General features: G+C 69.1%; 12 protein-coding genes. 7 read left to right on the plus strand and 5 right to left on the minus strand.

Annotation, left to right across the window (positions count from 1 at the left end):
• The first annotated feature begins 4 nt into the window (after positions 1–4).
• Positions 5–1,522, plus strand: a complete 1,518-nt coding sequence (locus BLU77_RS15670) for an OmpA family protein (protein ID WP_089773996.1) — start codon at positions 5–7, stop codon at positions 1,520–1,522.
• Between the two features lie 96 nt (positions 1,523–1,618).
• Entirely contained in the window at positions 1,619–2,884 is a 1,266-nt protein-coding gene (locus BLU77_RS15675) for a multidrug effflux MFS transporter (RefSeq protein ID WP_089773997.1), read from the plus strand.
• Between the two features lie 100 nt (positions 2,885–2,984).
• On the opposite strand, the gene BLU77_RS15680 is transcribed toward BLU77_RS15675, so the two are convergent.
• From BLU77_RS15680 to BLU77_RS15700, 5 genes are all read right to left on the minus strand, one after another.
• Complete coding sequence (locus tag BLU77_RS15680; RefSeq protein WP_089773998.1) at positions 2,985–3,998, minus strand: J domain-containing protein; 1,014 nt, start codon at positions 3,996–3,998, stop codon at positions 2,985–2,987.
• Positions 3,999–4,124: 126 nt separating this feature from the next.
• Positions 4,125–5,006: a sugar phosphate isomerase/epimerase family protein gene (locus BLU77_RS15685; RefSeq protein ID WP_089773999.1), complete on the minus strand. Its 882-nt coding sequence runs from the start codon at positions 5,004–5,006 to the stop codon at positions 4,125–4,127.
• Between the two features lie 258 nt (positions 5,007–5,264).
• Positions 5,265–6,950: an HNH endonuclease signature motif containing protein gene (locus BLU77_RS15690; protein WP_089774000.1), complete on the minus strand. Its 1,686-nt coding sequence runs from the start codon at positions 6,948–6,950 to the stop codon at positions 5,265–5,267.
• A 463-nt stretch (positions 6,951–7,413) separates the two neighbouring features.
• Positions 7,414–8,778 carry an MFS transporter gene (locus BLU77_RS15695; RefSeq protein ID WP_175477145.1) on the minus strand — a complete coding sequence of 455 codons (1,365 nt, stop codon included), beginning with the start codon at positions 8,776–8,778 and terminating at the stop codon, positions 7,414–7,416.
• The gene (locus tag BLU77_RS15700) at positions 8,771–9,688 is read right to left on the minus strand and encodes a dihydrodipicolinate synthase family protein (protein ID WP_089775893.1); all 918 of its coding nucleotides are present in this window, start codon (positions 9,686–9,688) and stop codon (positions 8,771–8,773) included. The genes BLU77_RS15695 and BLU77_RS15700 overlap by 8 nt, the downstream gene beginning before the upstream one ends.
• Positions 9,689–9,856: 168 nt before the next feature.
• Here BLU77_RS15700 and BLU77_RS15705 point away from each other — a divergent pair, with 168 nt between their 5' ends.
• Genes BLU77_RS15705 through BLU77_RS15725 form a run of 5 tightly spaced genes read left to right on the plus strand, consistent with a single transcriptional unit; the run spans position 9,857 to position 15,422 of the window.
• Positions 9,857–11,197 (plus strand): alpha-L-fucosidase, encoded by a 1,341-nt coding sequence (locus tag BLU77_RS15705; protein WP_089774002.1) that lies wholly within the window; start codon positions 9,857–9,859, stop codon positions 11,195–11,197.
• 36 nt (positions 11,198–11,233) lie between these two features.
• Positions 11,234–12,490 (plus strand): ABC transporter substrate-binding protein, encoded by a 1,257-nt coding sequence (locus BLU77_RS15710; RefSeq protein WP_245708899.1) that lies wholly within the window; start codon positions 11,234–11,236, stop codon positions 12,488–12,490.
• Positions 12,490–13,401 (plus strand): carbohydrate ABC transporter permease, encoded by a 912-nt coding sequence (locus tag BLU77_RS15715; RefSeq protein ID WP_089774003.1) that lies wholly within the window; start codon positions 12,490–12,492, stop codon positions 13,399–13,401. Before BLU77_RS15710 ends, BLU77_RS15715 begins: the two co-directional genes overlap by 1 nt.
• Complete coding sequence (locus BLU77_RS15720; protein WP_089774004.1) at positions 13,394–14,254, plus strand: carbohydrate ABC transporter permease; 861 nt, start codon at positions 13,394–13,396, stop codon at positions 14,252–14,254. Before BLU77_RS15715 ends, BLU77_RS15720 begins: the two co-directional genes overlap by 8 nt.
• A gap of 1 nt (position 14,255) precedes the next feature.
• Positions 14,256–15,422, plus strand: coding sequence for a mandelate racemase/muconate lactonizing enzyme family protein (locus tag BLU77_RS15725; RefSeq protein WP_089774005.1), 1,167 nt, complete (start codon positions 14,256–14,258; stop codon positions 15,420–15,422).
• The last annotated feature ends 27 nt before the right edge of the window (positions 15,423–15,449 follow it).

Genomic DNA, 15,449 nt, shown 5'->3' on the forward strand with positions numbered 1-15,449 from the left:
CCCGATGAAGAAGCTCGCCGTACAGGCTCTCGCCGCATGCCTGCTGCTCGCGGCCTGCACCTCCGAACCGGACGAGCCCACCGGGACTGACCAGACCGGAGCCGGTGAGCACGAGGATGCCGAGAGCGTGGACCCGGAAGCCTCGGTCGCCCAGGTGGAGATCGGGCTGGGCCCGGCCACCGTGACCGCCGACGTGCTCCCGCTGGAGCGCACCGATGCCGGCTTGGTGCTCACCCTCGACATGACGGCGGACGACCCGGCCGAGGTGACCGACCGGGGAATCGTCCGCGCCCTGAGGGCACCGTGGGCGAGTCGAAGCGGCACCAGCTTCCAGGACTGGGTGGGCCTCCGCCTGCTCGACCTGCCCGACGAGGAGGCCGTCGCACCCGCCCTCGACGCCAGTGACGAGACGATCTTTGTCTCCGCCGAGAACGCCGACGGCTCGGAACGCCTGCAGGTGCTCTACGGCGATCCCGGTGCCGATGCGCTCACGCTGTTCGTCCCCCAGGGCGGGCTGGTGGAAGACATCCCGGTCATCGACGCCGAGGTGCCCGCCGCCGGTGGCGACGAGGAACTCCCGATCGACGACGTCGCCTCCGCCGACGTGGCCTCGCTCTCGGAGTTCTCGGTGGACATGGTCACCACCACCCGCACCGAGCGCAGCGACCAGTCCCTGACTATCGCACTCGGCTCAGACGTGCTCTTCGACGTGGACTCCGCCGAACTCACAGACGACGCGCTCGCGGTGATCGAGACAGCCGCCGCAGACGTGCAGGAGCGCGAGCCCGGACCCGTCCAGGTGATCGGCCACACCGACAACCGGGACTCCGATGCGCACAATCAGGACCTCTCCGAACGGCGGGCCGCGGCCGTCGCCGAGACGCTGGAAGACCTGATCGACACCGAGGTCTATCCGCTCGAGGTGTCCGGACGTGGCGAGACCGAACCGGTGGCGGACAACTCCTCCTCGAGCGGCCGAGCCGCGAACCGACGGGTGGAGCTCGTCGTGGAGACACCCGCCTCCGCCGAGGTGGTCGAGGCCACCGAACCGATCGAGTTCGAGGGACTGGAGGCCACCGGTGCCGAGGGCATCGAGTGGGAGGTGGGCAACCGCAGCTTCCTGATCCAGGCGCCCACCGCCAGGATCGTGGACGACCACCTGGTGGTGGAGCTGCACACCACCGCCACCGACGATGCGGTCGACTCCGTGGCCGGCCCGGCCGTGTACCAAGGAACGTTCGCCGGCCCCGCGGGGCTGGACACGTTGCGCACGATGGCGGGGGTCGCCGTCATGAACGGCAGCACGGCAACCATCCCGGCACTGCACGGGGCCTCACCTGCGCAACCGGACGCCGTCGTGCCTCTGACGGACCTGGCCACCTTCTCCCGGCTGGACGGCGGAGACACCCGGACCTCGGTGCTGATCTACCCCGCCGGACTGGCCGTGCAGGACACCGTGACCGTTCAGCTCGTGAACCCCCACGACGAGGCGTGGCGGCTCACCGATATCGCCATCGAGTAGCAGCGCGCCATCCACTGTGACCCATGCCACAGCCAGATCGACGTCGGATTTCGCTGGGAGGGGAACAGGGGCGGCGGGGCCGGTGTTGCCGCCGTTATGAGTTTCCCTGCGCCGACCCGGGAGCGCCTCGGGTTCGGCTTCGTGCTGCTGCTGTCCGCGCTGGTCGCCATCGGCCCGTTGACCATCGACCTGTACCTCGCTGCCTTCCCGCAGATCGTCACCGATCTGGACACCTCCCCGGCGAAGGTGCAGCTGACGATGACGGCCACCCTGGCCGGCCTCGCGGTGGGGCAGCTGGTGATCGGCTCGCTCTCGGACTCCTACGGCCGGCGCCGGCCGTTGCTGATCGCGCTGGCGGTGTACGTGCTCTCCTCGCTCGCGATCATCGGCGTGCAGAACGTGGAGGCGCTGACCCTCCTGCGGGTGGTGCAGGGCCTCACCGGCGGCGCCGGCATGGTGCTCGCGCTGGCCGTCGTGCGGGACCGGTTCGGCGGGATGGGCATCGGCACGGTGATCTCCCGGCTGATGCTGGTGGTGGGCGTGGCCCCGATCCTGGCGCCGACGCTCGGTGCCCAGATTCTGCGCTTCGGCAGCTGGCGCATGATGTTCGGGGTGCTCGCCGTGTTCGGGGTACTGATGCTGGTCGTGGCGTGGGTGTTCCTCAAGGAGTCGTTGCCGCGGGAGCGCCGCCGGAGCAGCGGGATCGGTGCCGCGCTCGCCTCCTACCGGTCGCTGCTCACCGACTGGTCCTTCATCGGAGCGGTACTGATGGGCGCCTTCGCGATGGGGGCGATGTTCACCTACGTCTCCTCCTCCACGTTTGTGTTCCAGGAGGGCTTCGGGCTCACCGAGAGCCAGTTCGGCTACATCTTCGGTGCCGGTGCGCTGGCCGTCACCGCGGGTTCGCAGATCAACGGTGCGCTGGTACGGCGGATGCGTCCGGAACGGATCGTGACGGCGGCCATCACCGTGGGCTGGCTGCTTACCCTGGCCCTGTTCGTGGTGACCCTGGTGGTGGCCGAGGGGGAAGGGTTCTGGCTGTTGCTGGCGCTGCTCGTGCCGACCCTGGGCACCGTGGGTTTCGTGATGCCGTCAGTGCCCGCGATCGTGCTGGAGCACAACGGCCACCGGGCCGGGTCGGCCGCCGCCCTGAACGGGGCGATGGGTTTCGTGCTCGGTGCCCTGGTCTCCCCGGTGAGCGGGCTGCTCGGCGGGACCGCCCAGGCGATGGCCGGGGTGATGGTCGGCGTCATGACCATCTCGGCGCTGTTGCTGGTGGCGGTGCGCAGGCAGTGGCGTCATCCTGTTCCGCCCGCGATCCCGGCCTCCTATGCCGCAGCGAGTGCGCGCGATCTCGCCTAAATCTCACTGAGTGAGCGAGATTGACCGCACTGGCGGTGAGGTTCGTCGCCGACGCTCGCTTCTTCCTCGGCAGACGGGGTAGACGGGGCCGGCCGTGGGCTCACGCGAACCGAATCGCCTGGTGCAGCCGGGTGCGCTGGTCGAAGATCTGGTCCTCAGCAACGATCGGCACACCGGGCAGGCCGACGGTGAGCGTGCCCGCGAGGGCGCTGCGGCGGATCGCGAACCGGGGTACCCCGCGGCTGCCGCCCAGCGGGACGGCCATGGCCTCGAGCTGAGAGTCCTCGAGCACCAGCAGCAGCGCCGAGTGTCGTACGCCCCAGCTGCGGGTGACCCGAGCGCGCCGGGTGAGTGCCTTGACCGGCCGCTCCCCGGCAGCGAGCCCCTCGCTGACCAGCTCCTTGCCCTTGCGCCGCACGGGCGCTCCCCAGTCCTCCGACTGCGCGACGATCAGCCCGGTCGGGCCCAGGATCACATGGTCGAGCTTGGCCGGGTCGGTCCGGGGGGCACCGGCGTCGCGGCTCCACCCCTCGTGACCGCGAGCAGTGGCGACGTCGTGCCAGATCGTGAACGCCGAGCCCAAGGTGGCGAGCTCCCGGGCGGTGGCCTCCTCCGCACGCGCATCGGCGAGGGCGTGCCGGATCTCCCGCGGGGCACGGGCGACCAAGGTGGCGTCGTACGGATCGGGGATGTCCACCCCGCGGCCCACCCATTCGCGTAACAGGGTCAGGTACCGCTCTCGGGACCATCCGCCGGGGTGTCCGTGGCTACGGGCCTTCGGGCGGGGGCGAGCCTCGCCCGAGGTGCGCCCCGCCGTCCAGACCCGAGGGCCGTCGTCGGGCGTGCTCGCCGACGGAGCGGGCGAGGCGCTCCTGGACCGGTCCGTGGGGCGGGTGGTGCGCGCCGAGCGCGCGTCATAGGCGCGACGTGCCGCGGGTGTGCCCACCAGCTCCCACGCCTGCTGCACCTGATGGAACCCGTCGGCGCTGCCGCCGGTATCAGGGTGCGTCTCCCGCAACCGACGGCGGTAGGCACGCCGGAGCGTCTCGGCGGGTGCGTCGCGGGGCACCCCGAGGATCTCGTACGGCGTGCCGCCGGGGAGCGCGTCGGTCACCTGAGCAGGAGTCTTTCGGTGGGAGGCAGGAGAGCGTGCTGCACCCACGGTACCCGCGCCAAGTAGCGGTTCGGGGCAGTTGCTGTGCGAGAACGTGTGGCTCGGCCGTGGCTAGATTCCCTCAGCTCACCAGGCGTCCAGGTGCCGGTGGTGCGGCCCGGGTGGAGGGGTGTAGTCCACCTGGTGGGCCGGGTCGAGGTACGTGCGGGCGAAGGTGAGTGAGGCCTGCAGGTCGGCCACCCGCTCGGCGGCTGTGCGGGCGCGGCGGGTCTGGATCTCGATCACCACGTCCCCGGCGAAGCCTCGCCGGGTGAGCTCACCGAGCAGGTCGGCGCACGGCTGGTCGCCCCGGCCGGGTACGAGGTGCTCATCCATCATCGACGCCGTCCCGTCCGCCAGGTGCACGTGTGCCAGCCGGTCGGCGAAGACGTCGAGCAGGTCGAGGCTGTTCTGCCGCGCCACGGCGGCGTGGGAGACGTCCAGGGTCACCTGGTCGTAGTCGTGCTCCGTCGGGTCCCAGCCGGGAAGGTAAGCCTTCATCTCCCGTTTGCCGCCGCGCCAGGGGTACATGTTCTCGACGGCGATCGTCAGGTCCGGTTCGGCGTTCACCTCGTGGACGTGCTCGGCGAAGCCCCGGGCGTAGCGGTACTGCCAGCGGAATGGCGGGTGCACGACCACCGTGCTCGCGCCGAGCTCGCGTGCGAGGTCGGCGGTGCGGTCCAGCTTGCCTCGGGGAGACGAGCCCCACACCCGGCGGGAGAGCAGGATCGTGGGCGCATGCACGCTCCGGACCGGGAGGTCGTAACGCTGGACGAGGCGCCGCAGATGTTTCACGTCCTGGCTGGTCGGGTCGGACCAGACCATCAGCTCCAGCCCGTCGTAGCCGAGCTCGGCGGCGATCTCGAAGGCGTACGGCGTCTTGCGCGGATACACGCTCACGCTGGAGAGGGTGACGGGGATCCGGGGTGAACTCGTGGAGGGCTCGTCCCGCGTCGCTTCCTCGGTCATGCGAGTCAGGGTAGCCCTGGCGGCTGGGTGTTGCCTGGGGAATGGGCTGGTGGTGTCGGCGTGCTCAGAGAGTTGGACCGGGTGGTGGGGTCGCGGTGTCGGTCCTGGTGCAGATCGGGACGACGAAGGGGGCTTGGAGCGCCAGTTCGGCCAGAACTGCGCGCCGGCCGAGGACGGGCCCGCTCGCACCGTCAGCGGTCACCGGGAACCGTGACACGTCATGACACATCGGTGCGCGCCGGTCGGTCGGGAACGCTTTCACTCGAGCAGGGCTGGTTCTCGCGGTGGTGGGTCCCAGTGGGGCTGTTCGCAGGGCGGTGGGTGGCGGTAGCTGATGGGATGTCCGCCTGCTCGGGTGAAGTGCCAGTGGTCGTGGTGTCTGGTGATGGCGATCTGGCGTTGGTGGACCACCCGGTGGTGCCACCGGCAGAGCAGGATGCCGTGGTGGGTGTTGGTGTGTCCGCCGCGGGACCACCAGATGCTGTGGTGGATCTCGCCCCAGCCTGGTGGTGCGGTGCATCCGGGGTAGGCGCAGTGCTTGTCGCGGGCGACGATGGCGGTGGCCTGTGCGCGGGTGTGTAGCCGCTGGGCCCGTCCGACGTCGAGCGGTTGGCCCTCGGGGTCGAAGATGACGCGGGTGAACTCGGAGCCGCACACGAGATGGGCGAGTTGCGCGGGGCTCAGTGGGGTGCCGTCATCGAGCATGGCGGGCTCGGTACCCGTCATGGCGGTGTAGTCGATCCGGGTGGCGATGGTGGTGCCGTCGGGCACCTCACTGGTGCGAGTGCCGGTACCGGCGCTAGTACCCGCGCCAGTCTCGGCGCCAGGGCCGGGGCCGGTCGGTGGGCGTGCGCTGCAGCCCGAATCGGCGGGGTCGCCTGTGCTACCTGCGAGGTTCGTGTCGTTGCGGCGGTGGTGTTCCTCGTTGGTGCCGCTGGTGTGGTCGGTGACCAAGCGGTGGAGCGTGTGGGCGTCGACGGTGACGGTGGTGTGCGGCCGGATTCGAGCACCGGGCTGCAGCGTTCCGGAGTCCAGGGTGAGGTGGGTGAGGGTGATCAGCGCGTCGGCCAGGCGTTGGGAGGGGCTGCGGTCGTCGCTGGTGTCGGGAACGCCGACGATGGCTTCGAGGGCGATCCTGAGGGCGTGGCCGTTCTCGGGGGTGAGCCAGCCGTTGAGGGCGTAGCCGTCGAGGGTTTCGGAGACGAAGAGGTGTTGTTTGTCCGCGTCGGCGACCCAGTTGCGGTCAGCGGCTTCGGGGTCGGCGCGGATGGCCCAGGCTTGGAGGGCGCGGCGGAACTGGTCGGCACCCAGCAGGGTGGCTTGGCGGACGAGGAATGCTTCGCCAATGTCGGGGTCGGTGAGCTGGCTGATCAGGACGGGTGTCCTGGTGGCGTGGTGAGCGAGGAGGGTGGCGTGATCGTCGCTGATCGTGCCGGCTGCGAGTGCTGCCTGGGTGAGGGGGAGGTGGTCGCGTAGCAGGGTGGCGGTGCGGATCCGGGTGCGGGTGGGGCCGAGGCGGCGGCGCGTGTGGCCCGCCCACCAGGTAGGCAGGCTGCGGTAGCCGGTCAGGGCCCACGTGCCGTCAGCCTCGATGGTGGTGGCCAGTTGGTGGGTGAAGGCGTGCAGGCGTCGTTCGACGCTCTCGACCTGGTCGACCAGTCCGGTCAGCCGGTCGGAGGCGAGCTCCTGCAGGTCGATCTGCACGAGCGCGTCCAGCTCGGCGGTGATCTGGTCCAGGCGGTGCTCGACCTGCGCAGCCGCCACCTCACTCGTCGTGCTGGCGGTGGGACGGGTGCCCTGGCCATCACGGTCGCCAGCTCGGCCGGTGTCGATCCAGCTGTCGCTGGTGCTGGTGCCCGTGTTGCTGGTCGGCTCCGGGGCACTGACGACCGTGATGGTGTCGGTCGGCTCGGTGCCCGGGTGGGTGTCGATCGTGGTGGTCACCGGGCACCTCCTCAGCGGTGTGTGATGTGTGGTTGGGGCGTGCTCTCAGCCTAGAACGGGCGTGCGTGTAGAGCAACATTTTTCGTTGGTATTACGCGGAAAAATCCGCGTCCTACTTGTGGACAATGGTGCATCGCGTGTGCGGTTGTGGACAGCCGCGGGTGGATGCCGCACAACGTTGCGCTCGACCACGGTTGTCCACAGATACGCCCCTGGAGCACGCGGTCTCGGCAGCGCCTCGCAAAGGGCGGGGTTGCCAGGAAGTGAGACGAGTAGTCCACCCATTGAGCGTGCCGGGCGGTTGGTCCCGGTGCCCGCCCACCGGTGACCGGCTGGCTAACGCGGCCACAGGTGCCGTCCGGGTGGCGCGGCCATAGGTTCCGTCGGGTGGCTAGGCCTCGGTACCCGTCCGGGTGACACCCGCCATGGATGCGCGGTGGGGTGACCCGCCGCTCCCACCACCTCAGGGGCGATACGCGGAAAGCCTCCTGGACCGCCAGAGTCCGCTCGCGGCCGCGAGGGTGGCCACCGCCATCAACACGCTTGACCCGGCCAGTGCTACCGGGAGTGAGGTGAGGGTGAGCAGCCCGCTCACCGCGATGATCCCGAGTGATTGCGCGGTGCGCAGCAGTGCGAAGACTTCCGCCCGTCGAGGCTCGGGCGCTAGGCGATCGAGGGTCAGCGAGTAGTGCGTTCCGAGTGGAGCCAGGAGTGCCCCGACCAGCACCGCACCGAGCAGCGTCGTCCACAACGCCGGACCAACGGCGATCAGCAGGGTGCCGACCGTCGTCACCAGCAACTGCACCACCACGGTGACCGCGGGCGATGTCCTGTTCCGGGCGCTCACCCAGATGCCGCCGGCGACCGAGGCCAGGCAGAGCGTCGTAGCGAAAAGGAAGCCGGCCGCCGGAGTGAGCCCGAAGCGGATGGCTAGGGACACGGCGCCCACCTCGATCCCCGCCACCGCTGCGGACCCGGCGGTGGCGCACAGCAACCACAGGGCGATCTCGGGCGTGATCAGACTTGCCGGTCTCCGCCGGGTAGGTGCGGCCGCCTCGGTCGGAGTAGCGTCTGCAGCAGTCTCCGAGCTGACTGTTGACCACGCTGCGGCGGTCGCCGAGATCTCCTGCGCCGACTTCGGCGTCGATGGTGCCGCCGACGCGACCCGCGGTACGAGCACGAACGACCCCGCCCCGAGCACAGCCAGCGCGAGCACCGCGGCTGGTGCGGAGATCGAGCCGAGCAGCGAGGCGAGCGCCGGAGCGCTCACGAACACCACCTCGTTCATGGTCGCCGCGATCCCGAGTGCGCGCGGCAGCCGCCAGGGCTGAACCACATGATTGAGCGTCGTCCGTAGATGACCGTAGGCCGCACCGCTGACCAGTCCGGCCGCAGCCGCAGCTGCCACCAGCCACGGGAAAGGTGCCGCCAGGTGCGCCAGCAGGGCCACCGCGACGAGCGCGACGGTCCGGATCGCCACCAACAATCGCACCGAGGTGGTCGTCCCGATCCTGCGAGTGATCCGAGTGACCGGTACCGCGCCGATCACCTGGGCGGCGGTCATCGCCAGGACCATGGCGGCACCGCTGTCTGCGGTCCCAGTCAGTGGCAGCGCCACGAGGGCGAACGCGATCGGTGCGGCAGCCTGCGGGACGGCAAAGCTGGCGTAGGAGGTGAGCCACCGTGCGAGCGCCACCCGCGAGGTGGTCGTCGGTGGAGGGGTGGCCCCGGGAGGCGCCGCGCCCTGTGCGTCACCGTCGGACGGCGACCTGCCCTGCTCGGGCGGCGAGCCACTCGGGTGCCCCTCACCCGGGCGCGCCTCACTCATCCCGGTCGGGCTCCGCCGCATGGTCGAGCGTCTCGAGCACCGCCGCCACCCGCCGTCGTTGCTCCCCGTCCAGCCCGCGGATCGGGAGCGGGAGGCACGGCTGCTCGGCAATCCCGAGCAGTTCGGCGATGGCGGCGATCACCCGGATGCTGCCTCCCATCTCGGTGAACAGCTGCCACAATGGTGCCAGCCGCGCGTTCTCGGCATCGGCCTCCGCAGCGTTGCCTGCCAGCGCCGGGCGTGCCAGTCGTACCGCCACCTCGGGCACGGTGCCGGCGATCACCGAGTACCAGGCGTCGCACCCGGCGGCGAGCCCGGCCGTGGCGAACGGGTCGCCGGAGACGCCGATGGTGACGTCCTCACTCACCGCACCACGGATCGTCGCGACGTGCTCACGCGCCGCCGCCGGCTCGGTCGGTACCCCGGGAATCTTGATCGACACCACCCCTGGCACGCGTGCCACCCGCGCATACAGCTCTTGCGTGAAGGTGATGTGTGTCGTTCCCGGGTTGTCGTAGACGATCACCGGCGCCGGGCTGTGCGCCGCAACCGTCTCCACGAGCCCAATCACGTCGTCATCGGTGAGCGGGTGGTAGGACATCGCGGGCAGCAGCACTGCCGCGGCACCTGCCTCCACGGCGTCATCGACATGCTCCAGCACGTGCGAGGTCCGCAACGATCCGACGCCGACGATCACCGGGACGCCGTCGGCATGCTCCACGGTCACCCGGGCCACCCGCGCCCGTTCGGCGCGGCTCAGATAGGGGTACACGCCGGTCGACCCCAGCGCGCCGATCGAGTCGACGCCCGACGCCGCCACCCGAGCGACCTGGGCAGCGAACGCGCGCTCGTCCACGGCGTCGTCACGCATCGGGGTGAGGGGAAACGCGCTCAGTCCTGTGCAGGCGATGTGGTGGCCTCCTTGTCTCCCAGCCACTTTATCCGGGCTGCACTGATGGTCGATGGCGGTGGGATTGCCGGAGTCTGGCTGGCTCCGTCATGTCTTCCCATCTTGTTCTCAGATCCCGTAGCATCTATCCTATAGGAAAGAGGCTCAACGAAGAGAGGCGTCAACGTCGTGAGTGACACCAGCACTGCAGCACTGAGCAGGGCCGTCAGCCAGATCCCGGGTGGGGAGTGGTTCACCGGTGCGGGATTCGGCGTCTTCATCCACTGGGACCACGCCAGTCAGCAGGGCCTGGAGATCTCCTGGCCGCTGGTGGGTGGCGCGGGGATCCCGACCACGTCTGTGCCCGAGCAACACGTCTCCGTCGAGAAGTACCAGTCCAGCGCGGCCACTTTTGACCCCACAGAGTGGGACGCCCCGGCACTCGCACGGCTGCTTCGCGAGGCCGGTGCTACGTATGCGGTCTTCACCGCGCGCCACCACGCTGGGTATGCGATGTTCCGCTCGGCTCACTCGGACTTCTCAGTCGCGAGCACCCCGTCAGGCCGGGACCTGACTCGGGAGTACGTGGATGCCATGCGCGCCGAGGGGATCCGGGTGGGTCTGTACTACTCCCTCTCCGACTGGAATCACCCCGACTACCCGGCCTTCACGGACGCCGACAGGCCGTATCCGGGTGAGCACTGGAGCGTGCGTGACGGCGTCGAGGTGAACACGCGCCCGGGAACGAAAGAGCACCGGCGCGCCGATCACGCTGCGTGGCAGCGTTACCGCGACTATCTCCGTGGCCAGCTGACCGAGCTGCTCACCGACTACGGGCAGATCGACCTGCTCTGGTTCGACGGTCAGTGGGAGCGAACGATCGCCGAGTGGCAGTCCGAGGATCTGCGCGCACTGATCAAGTCGCTGCAACCGAACGTGGTGATCAACGATCGGCTCCTCGGCCAAGGCGACTATGCCACGCCCGAGCAGGCGTACCCGCTGGTGCCGCCGGACGGGCCCTGGGAGCTGTGCCAGACGATCGGGGACTACTGGGCGTGGCGCCCGGACGACGTGCGGAACAAGAGCGCCCGCAGGCTGATCGCCGAACTGTGCGATGTGGCCGGCCGCGGCGGCAATCTCCTGCTGAACATCGGTCCGCGCGGCGACGGCTCGCTGAACCCGGACCAGACGACGTTGCTGGAGCAGATCGGCGCCTGGATGTCTCAGCACGCCGAGTCCGTGATCGGAGTGGCCCCGACCCAGGCGGTGGACTTCCACGGTCCGACGACGACCCGACCCGGACGCCTGTACCTGCATCTGGTCATGCAACCGGTCGGCGAGTTCGCGGTCCGCGGTATCCCGATCGGGCGGGTGCAGCGCGTCTACCGACTCGCCGACGGACTCGAGCTCGAGCACGACTACCACCTCGGCCCCGATGCCGACCCCGATCGCGATCTCGGCGAACTCCGCATCGCCGCTCCCGACAGCCCGTCCGGCGTCCTCGACGTGATCGCGATCGATCTGCGCTGACTGTCCCACCCTGCTGCACTGACGAAGGAGTCTCCCGTGCCACTGAATCGCTCGAACCGAACCCGCGCTGCCCTCGCCTCGACCTCGGCTGCGGCCATGCTCGCCCTCGCCGCATGTTCCGGCGGCGGTTCCCAGACCCCCGACGACGGTCCGCTCACCATGTATACCTGGGTCAGCGGCGAGTCCGACCAAGCCCAGTGGGACTCGTTCATCGCGGGCGCCCAGGAGGTGGACCCGGACCTCGAGATCACTGTCGAAGGCCCCAGCTTCACCGACTACTGGACGAAGGTGAAGACCCGTCTTTCCGGGGACAACCCGCCCTGCATCCTCACCACGCAGGCGGCACGAGCGCAGGAGCTCGAGGCCCTGCTCATGCCCCTGGACGACCTGATTGCCGAGCAAGATCTCGACACCGATGCCATCGACGCGTCGATGCTGCAGGGGATGACCGTAGATGGAAGCGTCCGGGCTATCCCGTACGACGCCGAGCCGATCGTCCTGTACTACAACCAGGACACGTTCACCGAGGCCGGCCTCGACCTGCCGACTACGACCTACACGCGCGAGCAGTTCCTCGACGACGCCCGTGCGCTCACCGATGGTGAGGATTATGCCCTTGCCATCACGCCAGGGATCTTCATCCCGAACGCGTGGGCACTGGCCGACGGCGTCCCTGCGGTCACTGAGGACGGTGAGCTGGCGCTGACGGATCCGGAGTTCGTGGCTCAGATGCAGAGCTACTACGACCTCGTGGCCGTCGAGCAGGTCGCCCGCGCTCCCGAAGCCTCGGACTCCGGCGAACTGGCGCAGCAGGCCTTTATCAACGGGGAGGTGGACATGCTCATCGAAGGCCCGTGGATGTACGGCACGTTCGCCGAATCGGCCGAGTTCGAGATGGGTTTGACGATCGTGCCGAGCACCTCCGGTGAGGCCACGGCGATGACCGCCGGCTCCGGCTTCGGGATCGCGAGCAACTGCGATCGTCCGGAGGAAGCCTTCGAGGCGATCGTCGCGCTCACGTCCCAGGGCGTGCAGGAGACCCAGGCCGCCGAGCGCGGCATCGTCCCGGCGCGCATCGATGCCCTCCCCGCATGGCAGGAAGGCAAGGCCGAGGGGGCCGGTGACGTGATCGCCGCACTGCTCGGGAACGCCACGGCCCAGCTCACCACACCGACGTGGAACCAGGTGGAGACGCTGACCACGCAGTACGCCACCCAGGGATACCGGGGCGAGATGACGGCTGCCGAGATCATGGAGCTCATCTCGAACTCGGCGGCGTCGGCGGCAGGCTGATGACGGCGTCCCTCACCATGGACCGGCCGGCGCGTTCGCGCCGCCGGCCGGTCCGGGAATCCTGGGTGGCGGTGGCATTCCTCGCCCCCGGTGCGATCGGGTTCGGCGCGTTCCTGCTGCTTCCGCTGGTGGGATCGGCGCTGATCAGCCTGTTCGAGTGGCCGATCTTCGGTGATCGTGAGTTCATCGGGCTGAGCAACTACGTCAAGCTGTTCGCCGATCCCACGTTCTACACAGTCCTGGTGAACACCGTCATCTTCGCGGTGGTCTACACGGGGGCGAACCTCGCGCTCGCCCTGGCGATCGCGCTCTGGTTGCAGACGAGGATGCGGGCCACAGGACTGTGGCGGGTGATCTTCTTCCTGCCCGTGATCACCCCGATGGTCGCGAACGCGCTGGTGTGGCGCCTGATGCTCTCCGAGGGAGGGTTGGTGAACGCCACCCTCGCCACGGCGGGCATCGACGGGCAGCTGTGGCTCTCGGACTCGCGCTGGGCGCTCCTCTCCGTGATCGTCATGTCCGTGTGGCAGTCGTTCGGCTACAACGTGATCGTGCTCTCCGCCGGCCTGTCGGGGATTCCACGGGAGATCATGGAGGCGGCCCGGATCGACGGCACCCGCGCATGGAGCCGGGTGCGGTACGTGACGCTCCCGATCCTCTCGCCGTCGACGTTCTTCGCATCGACGATGACGATGATCGGGGCCTTCCAAGTGTTCGTGCAGCCGCTCTTCCTCACCCAGGGTGGACCCGGTGAGGCGACCAACACCTTCGTGCTCTACCTCTATCGGAACGGGTTCGTCTTCGACCGGCTCGGGTACGCCTCAGCGCTGGCGTGGATCCTCTTCCTGGTGGTCATGCTCATCACGGCTGTGCAGTTCGCTGGGCAACGCAGGTGGGTGAACTATGCGTGACGGCGTGCCTCAGGTCCGTGCGCGTGCCACTCGTCGACGTGAGGTGGCGACCTGGCTGAACACCGGGGCCATCGCGGTGGTGGCAGCGATCTTCGCGTTCCCGTTCGTGTGGATGTTCCTCACGGCGCTCAAACCGGAGACAGAGGTGTTCGGTGCGCCGCGGGCGTTCGGCAGCGAGATCCGCTGGTCGAACTTCGCCGAAGCATGGACGATCGTGCCGTTCGGGCGGTTCATCGTGAACGGGTTCGTGGTCTCTGTGCTCGGTGCGTCGCTGGCCGTGCTGGTGGCAATCTTCTCGGCCTACGCCTTCTCGCGGCTGCACTTCCGCGGCCGCGACGCGCTCTTCCAGGGATATGTGCTCACGCTCGTGCTGCCGCAGGAAGTGCTGGTGGTGCCGCTGTTCATCTTCATGAACGAGCTGGGGCTGATCGACACCTATGTGGCGCTGATCCTCCCGTTCGCGTTCACAGCCTTCGGAACCTTCCTGCTCCGACAGTTCCTGCTCACCGTTCCGGCTGAGTACGAGGAAGCGGCCCGGATCGACGGCGCGGGTCGGCTGCGCACGCTCTTCTCCATCCTGGTGCCCCAGCTGGTGGCGCCGCTGAGCGTGCTCGCGGTGTTCTCCTTCATCGGGTACTGGAACTCCTACCTCTGGCCGTTGATCGTGATCAACAGCCAGGACAAGGCCACGGTGCCGCTCGGACTGGGCATGTTCACCGGCCAGTACGGCACGCAGTGGTCCTTGGTGATGGCGGCCTCGACCATGGCCGTCATTCCTTCGCTGCTCATGGTGGTGCTGCTGCAGCGGCAGCTGATCAAAGGGGTCTCCCTCGGGGGGCTGGGAGGACGATGAGATGACGACGACACAACCTGTTCCGGGCGTGCCACTCCCGACGGCGGCCGGTTCTGCCGGCCAGGACGGTGACCCTGGCCGTGGGCGCATCGTGCACGCGGAGGCGTTCCTGTGCGACATCCCCGTGGAGGCGGTGCGCACCGATGCCGTGCAGGCCTTCCTGAAGCAGGAGACCATCGTGGTGCGGATCCGGACCACGGACGGCACCGAGGGCCTCGGGTACAGCTACACGATCGGCACCGGAGGCGCTGCGGTGCTGAGCCTGCTGCGCACGACGTTGCTGGACGTGCTGGTGGGTCAGGATGCCACGCGTCCTGAGGCGACCTGGCGGGCGCTCTTCACGAGCACCCGGGCCACCACGGTCGGGGTGATCGCTGCCCTGGCGTTCGCCGCGGCCGACACCGCGGTGTGGGACGCGAAAGCACGCCTGGCCGGACGCCCGCTGTGGGTGGAGGCCGGTGGCGCCTCGGCCACGGTGCCGGTGTACGACACCGAGGGTGGCTGGCTGCACCTGAGCACTGACGAACTCGTCGAGCACGCGGTGGCGTCGCAGCGTCGCGGGATGCACGGAGTCAAGATCAAGGTGGGCAAACCCCGGGGCCACGAGGACCTGGAGCGATTGCGGGCGGTGCGGGACGCCGTCGGGCCCTGCATGGATCTGATGGTGGATGCGAACCAGTCGTTCACCGCCGCCGAGGCGATCCGGCGGGCGCGCCTGTTCGAGCAGGTGGACGTGTTCTGGTTCGAGGAGCCGCTCCCGGCCGAGGATGTGGCAGGGCACGAACGCCTTGCCCAGGCCACCTCGATCCCGGTGGCGGTGGGGGAGAGCATGTATTCCCTCGGCCATTTCCGCGAGTATCTGCAGCGCGGTGCAGCCGCCGTCGTCCAGGCCGATGTGGCACGAGTGGGCGGAGTGACACCGTGGTTGAAGATCGCCCACCTCGCCGAAGCATTCAACGCCACCGTCGCCCCGCACTTCCTGATGGAGCTGCACGCCTCACTGACCTGCGCGGTACCGAACGCGCTGTACCTGGAGCACATCCCCCAGCTGCGCGCGGTGACCACGAGTGAGCTCGAGGTCGCTGACGGGCTGGCGCATGCCCCGACGGATCCGGGTCTGGGTATCGCCTGGGACATGGACGCGCTGGAACGACTCCGAGTCGCGTGATGAAGGTCTGCGGCGACGGACGGGATG

The organism is Ruania alba (genome assembly GCF_900105765.1).
GTDB lineage: Bacteria > Actinomycetota > Actinomycetes > Actinomycetales > Beutenbergiaceae > Ruania > Ruania alba.

Excerpts from the sequence above, each read along its gene's own strand:
- BLU77_RS15670 (WP_089773996.1), top strand. The coding sequence starts at position 5 with ATGAAGAAGCTCGCCGTACAGGCTCTCGCCGCATGCCTGCTGCTCGCG.
- BLU77_RS15675 (WP_089773997.1), top strand. The coding sequence starts at position 1,619 with ATGAGTTTCCCTGCGCCGACCCGGGAGCGCCTCGGGTTCGGCTTCGTG.
- BLU77_RS15685 (WP_089773999.1), bottom strand. The coding sequence starts at position 5,006 with ATGACCGAGGAAGCGACGCGGGACGAGCCCTCCACGAGTTCACCCCGG.
- BLU77_RS15695 (WP_175477145.1), bottom strand. The coding sequence starts at position 8,778 with ATGAGTGAGGCGCGCCCGGGTGAGGGGCACCCGAGTGGCTCGCCGCCC.
- BLU77_RS15715 (WP_089774003.1), top strand. The coding sequence starts at position 12,490 with ATGACGGCGTCCCTCACCATGGACCGGCCGGCGCGTTCGCGCCGCCGG.
- BLU77_RS15720 (WP_089774004.1), top strand. The coding sequence starts at position 13,394 with ATGCGTGACGGCGTGCCTCAGGTCCGTGCGCGTGCCACTCGTCGACGT.
- BLU77_RS15725 (WP_089774005.1), top strand. The coding sequence starts at position 14,256 with ATGACGACGACACAACCTGTTCCGGGCGTGCCACTCCCGACGGCGGCC.